We start from the raw sequence: 3,419 nt of genomic DNA on the forward strand, positions 1-3,419 counted from the left end.
GATCGAACTCATCGACTCTCCGCGCTGCCACCTGTCCCAGATCTCTGCCCGCTGGGCGGCCGAGTAATATATCCGACGACGCTGCTTCATCGCACCACTCCTCCTCATCTCGAGAATGATGCGTTGCATCGACCCATTGAACCCACCCCCAAAATCATGGGCATTGGCGACAAGAGCAAAGCCGAGCGGCAGCGGCGGCTCGCCGTTGAGGGCAATGATCGCGGCCTTATAGGCGAGCAGTTCGAGGGTGTTGGCCTCGGCGAAGTCCGTGCATTGCCCGAGTTGCGCGCAGGGCTCATCGGCGGGACCGGCGCCGAGTTCGAGGATCCGGTGCCGGCTCATGACGCGGCCTCCTCGCAGGCGTCGGGATACCAGGCGAGTTCCACCGCGTCCGGATGCGCTGCCTCGAACACGGCGATGCGCGCATAAGTAATCAGGCCTGCGCGATCCTTGAGCCCGACGTAGCCGCCGTAGAAGCGTCCGCCCGCAGCAACGAACTGGGCGTGGACGTCGTCGCTCACCGCCTCGCTGACGAAGAAGCCCGGCAGGCCGGCGATGTGCGCCGGCGGCAGGACGCCGAGCATGTCGTCGAAGAAGGCCTCGCTTACCCGCGATAGCGGAAAGGAGGCGAGCACTTCCTCGCGCGAAGGCGTCCGGAGGGTAGTATCAGCCGCGGACATCGCTCGCACCTCCGGTGACAACGAAGGCCGGGATCGTCAGTTCGGCGCGGGCGATTTCGCGCTTGAGATCGCGCAGCCGCGCGAAGCTGTTGATCCACGACGGGGGGAAAAGGACATATTCGTCCTCGCTTGCCGTGTAGTCGCGCATCGGGCCTTGCCCGTCAAACAGGATGATTTCGGGGAGATATGCGCCGAGGCAGCCGCCCGACCAGCGGCGAAACGGCAGGCCGTGCTCGGCGCAGAAGGCGTCGATCTCCGGGACCTGCCCGCCATTGAGCTCGGTTCCGTAAAGCTCGAGCGGCTCGCCCTCTGTCAGCGCCGCGGGATCGAAGGGTTCGCCGTCCCACTCGGTGCGCAGGTCATAGTCGGCCGCGTGCGCGGCAAAGGCTTCGAGATGTTCGCGCGGCAGTGCGCCGCCGATGGTGATGTGGACGGGGGCTCGGTCGCCCATGGCAGGGTCCTTTCGCTTGGGTCTGATCCGACCGGCGAAGCCCCCCTCCCCTCAGCCTGACGTCGCCGCGGGCCTTCCAGCACCCCAGCGCTCTGTGGTGCGATCGACGGCAAGTTCGCTGGAACAGGTCTGACACAGCGCGAAGGCTTCGGCGGGCGTGCCCGCGAGCCATTGCTCCCAGCTTTCTCGGGCGAGGACGACGGGCATGCGGTCGTGTACGTCCGCCATTTGCGGGCAGCCATCGACCATCACCATCGAATAGGCCGCGCCCCATTCCTCGGTCGGGCGCCACAGCCCGGCGACGGCAAAGACCTCTTCGCCCGCCAGCGAGTACCAGGTCCGGGTCATCTGGCCCTTGAGGCCCTCGGCCTCGGCCCAGGCGGTGACGGGGATCAGGCAGCGCCGGCGTTCGAAGCTTGGGCGCCAGAATGCAGTGCCGAGCTTGTCCTCGCGCGCGTTGTTGACGGGCTTGGGCTTCAGCGGCTGACCGTTCTTGCCCTTCAGGATCAGCGGGAAACCCCAGGTCATCACCCGCGTTTCGCCCTCGGCAACGACGAGGCCGGGATAGCCGGGGTAGACCTCGGCGGCGAAGTTCGCGCCCGCGCCACCGCGCGCGCCGAACAACCGGGCGATTTCCGCTGGGGCCTTGGTCATGCGGTACAAATTGCACATGCCCGGATGCTCTGCGGACCGCCCTGCCCTGTCAATCGGGACAAGCAGATACACCAGCCACCTTGCAAAGGTGTTCCCTCTATGTTCTTTTGGCGGCATGGAACGAATCGATACGTCTGCTGTCGCTCACGCAATCCTGGATGCCCCGGGCTGGGCGCGGGTCGGGATCACGGCCCCAAACTCGTGCCTGCGCGAGGATGCCGCGCTCGAACTCGCGCGCGTGATCGCCGATGCGGTCGGCGCGCCGGACCGTGCGCCGTCACCGGAACAGTCCACCCTGCCACTCTGACACGCGCCTGCTCAGCCCGCCGGGCGGGCCAGCAACGCCTCGATCTGCGGATCGAGCGGAAATCCGAAACGCCGGGCGATCTCGGCGGCGTGTGCGAAGTCGGCCGCGCTGACGTGGAGCGAGCGGGCGAGATCCGCGAGCGTCTCACCTTCGCGCGGCGCGGACAGGGCATGGAGATGCCCGTGCGCCTTTGTCACCGCGAACGGCCAGGTCATGGCGACGCCCACGACCTCCTCGGTGAGGACGACCAGCGTATCTCCGGTACTGATGGCCTCGTCGCACTGGACCGCGTCATAGGCATTGCCGGTGCTGGCAAAGGCGTGGTGGCGCCGGGTGGTGAAGGCGAAGCGTTCGCTGTCGGTCAGCATTGTGGTTCTCCGGACACCCCCATGCAAATGAAGAGGCGGAACGCCGGGCGGGGGGCAGTGCCGGCGTTCCGCCTCAGGCCGCGCGGGGGCTCATCCGCGGCCTTGCACGGGGACGGGGACCCGCTTGGGGTCCCCGTCGGTTGGAGTTGGGACAAGCCGATCAGGCGTCGACGAGCGGCGGCAGCGCGCCATCGTGTTCGGCGCCGTCCTTGGCACCCGCCCGGCCGCGCTTGGCGGGCGGGGTCGCGGTGCTGTCGCCCAGACCGTCGTCGTTGCGCCCGTCGCCGGCCTGTTCCTCGCGGCGATCGCCGCCGGCATCGTCAGCCGGGAACATGTCGCTCTCGCCGTATTCGGCGGTGCCGAGGCGGTTGTCACGACGGCGCGGACGCTGCCAGGCCACCGCCATCGTGCCATCCTCGCGCGGGAAAGCGGCGATGTAGAGCGGCTGCGCCATCGACGGATCGTCGATCTTGCCCTGGTAGAAGCTCTCGCCGGTCGAGTTCGAGGAGAGCTCGAAGAGCGCGCCGACGATCACCCAGCGGCGCTGGTCGTTGAGCGCGACGATCTCGTAGCGAGGGGCGCGGGGGTTGCTGGAGGTCACCGGCCGCAGGCCGATGGTGCGGGTGATGGTGAGCGTTTCGACGGAGCCGATCAGCTGGCCGTTGGCGTTCTTGCGGATTTCACCGATGTTCATGGACGTTCTCCTGGTAGGATCGATTGCGACCGAACCCCTTGTTCGATCACTCTCTTCCCACCCCCCTTCCCTCCCGGCCGTCAGGCCGAAGCTGCGGGAAGAGCCCGCAGACCTGCTCGGAAAGTTCTCCGCAGGCTAAGAGTCGGTTTCGAAACTCACGCTGAGCGTGCCAGTCGGCGGATCATGAGCATGGCAGCGGCGGCGTAGAGGAATGCTGCTGCGGATTTGAGGGTTGCCTCGACATCCTTGGCCAGGCGACGATTTC

General features: G+C 67.2%; 6 protein-coding genes and 2 pseudogenes. 1 reads left to right on the forward strand and 7 read right to left on the reverse strand.

Features of this window, described 5'->3' with window-relative positions:
* The 4 genes and pseudogenes from H7F49_RS19720 to H7F49_RS18955 form a co-directional block, all read right to left on the reverse strand.
* Positions 1 to 342, reverse strand: a pseudogene (locus H7F49_RS19720) (hypothetical protein); the annotation flags it as partial.
* The gene (locus H7F49_RS18945; protein WP_185685112.1) at positions 339 to 680 is read right to left on the reverse strand and encodes a hypothetical protein; all 342 of its coding nucleotides are present in this window, start codon (positions 678 to 680) and stop codon (positions 339 to 341) included. The pseudogene H7F49_RS19720 and the gene H7F49_RS18945, both read right to left, overlap by 4 nt.
* Positions 667 to 1,131: a hypothetical protein gene (locus H7F49_RS18950; RefSeq protein WP_185685113.1), complete on the reverse strand. Its 465-nt coding sequence runs from the start codon at positions 1,129 to 1,131 to the stop codon at positions 667 to 669. The genes H7F49_RS18945 and H7F49_RS18950 overlap by 14 nt, the downstream gene beginning before the upstream one ends.
* A 51-nt stretch (positions 1,132 to 1,182) precedes the next feature.
* Positions 1,183 to 1,803, reverse strand: coding sequence for an SOS response-associated peptidase (locus tag H7F49_RS18955; RefSeq protein WP_185685117.1), 621 nt, complete (start codon positions 1,801 to 1,803; stop codon positions 1,183 to 1,185).
* A 97-nt stretch (positions 1,804 to 1,900) separates the two neighbouring features.
* Between H7F49_RS18955 and H7F49_RS18960 the strand changes: the two genes are divergently transcribed.
* Positions 1,901 to 2,092: a DUF6771 family protein gene (locus H7F49_RS18960; protein ID WP_185685114.1), complete on the forward strand. Its 192-nt coding sequence runs from the start codon at positions 1,901 to 1,903 to the stop codon at positions 2,090 to 2,092.
* Positions 2,093 to 2,103: 11 nt separating this feature from the next.
* On the opposite strand, the gene H7F49_RS18965 is transcribed toward H7F49_RS18960, so the two are convergent.
* The 3 genes and pseudogenes from H7F49_RS18965 to H7F49_RS18975 form a co-directional block, all read right to left on the reverse strand.
* Positions 2,104 to 2,460 (reverse strand): hypothetical protein, encoded by a 357-nt coding sequence (locus H7F49_RS18965; protein WP_185685115.1) that lies wholly within the window; start codon positions 2,458 to 2,460, stop codon positions 2,104 to 2,106.
* Positions 2,461 to 2,620: 160 nt separating this feature from the next.
* The gene (locus H7F49_RS18970; protein ID WP_185685116.1) at positions 2,621 to 3,154 is read right to left on the reverse strand and encodes a DUF736 domain-containing protein; all 534 of its coding nucleotides are present in this window, start codon (positions 3,152 to 3,154) and stop codon (positions 2,621 to 2,623) included.
* Between the two features lie 155 nt (positions 3,155 to 3,309).
* Positions 3,310 to 3,419 (reverse strand): annotated as a pseudogene (locus H7F49_RS18975) (IS5/IS1182 family transposase); the annotation flags it as partial.

Origin of the sequence: Novosphingobium aerophilum (assembly GCF_014230305.1) — a bacterium.
Taxonomy (GTDB): domain Bacteria; phylum Pseudomonadota; class Alphaproteobacteria; order Sphingomonadales; family Sphingomonadaceae; genus Novosphingobium; species Novosphingobium aerophilum.

Coding starts and splice junctions, on each gene's coding strand:
- H7F49_RS18945 (WP_185685112.1), bottom strand. CDS start 680: ATGTCCGCGGCTGATACTACCCTCCGGACGCCTTCGCGCGAGGAAGTG.
- H7F49_RS18950 (WP_185685113.1), bottom strand. CDS start 1,131: ATGGGCGACCGAGCCCCCGTCCACATCACCATCGGCGGCGCACTGCCG.
- H7F49_RS18955 (WP_185685117.1), bottom strand. CDS start 1,803: ATGTGCAATTTGTACCGCATGACCAAGGCCCCAGCGGAAATCGCCCGG.
- H7F49_RS18960 (WP_185685114.1), top strand. CDS start 1,901: ATGGAACGAATCGATACGTCTGCTGTCGCTCACGCAATCCTGGATGCC.
- H7F49_RS18965 (WP_185685115.1), bottom strand. CDS start 2,460: ATGCTGACCGACAGCGAACGCTTCGCCTTCACCACCCGGCGCCACCAC.
- H7F49_RS18970 (WP_185685116.1), bottom strand. CDS start 3,154: ATGAACATCGGTGAAATCCGCAAGAACGCCAACGGCCAGCTGATCGGC.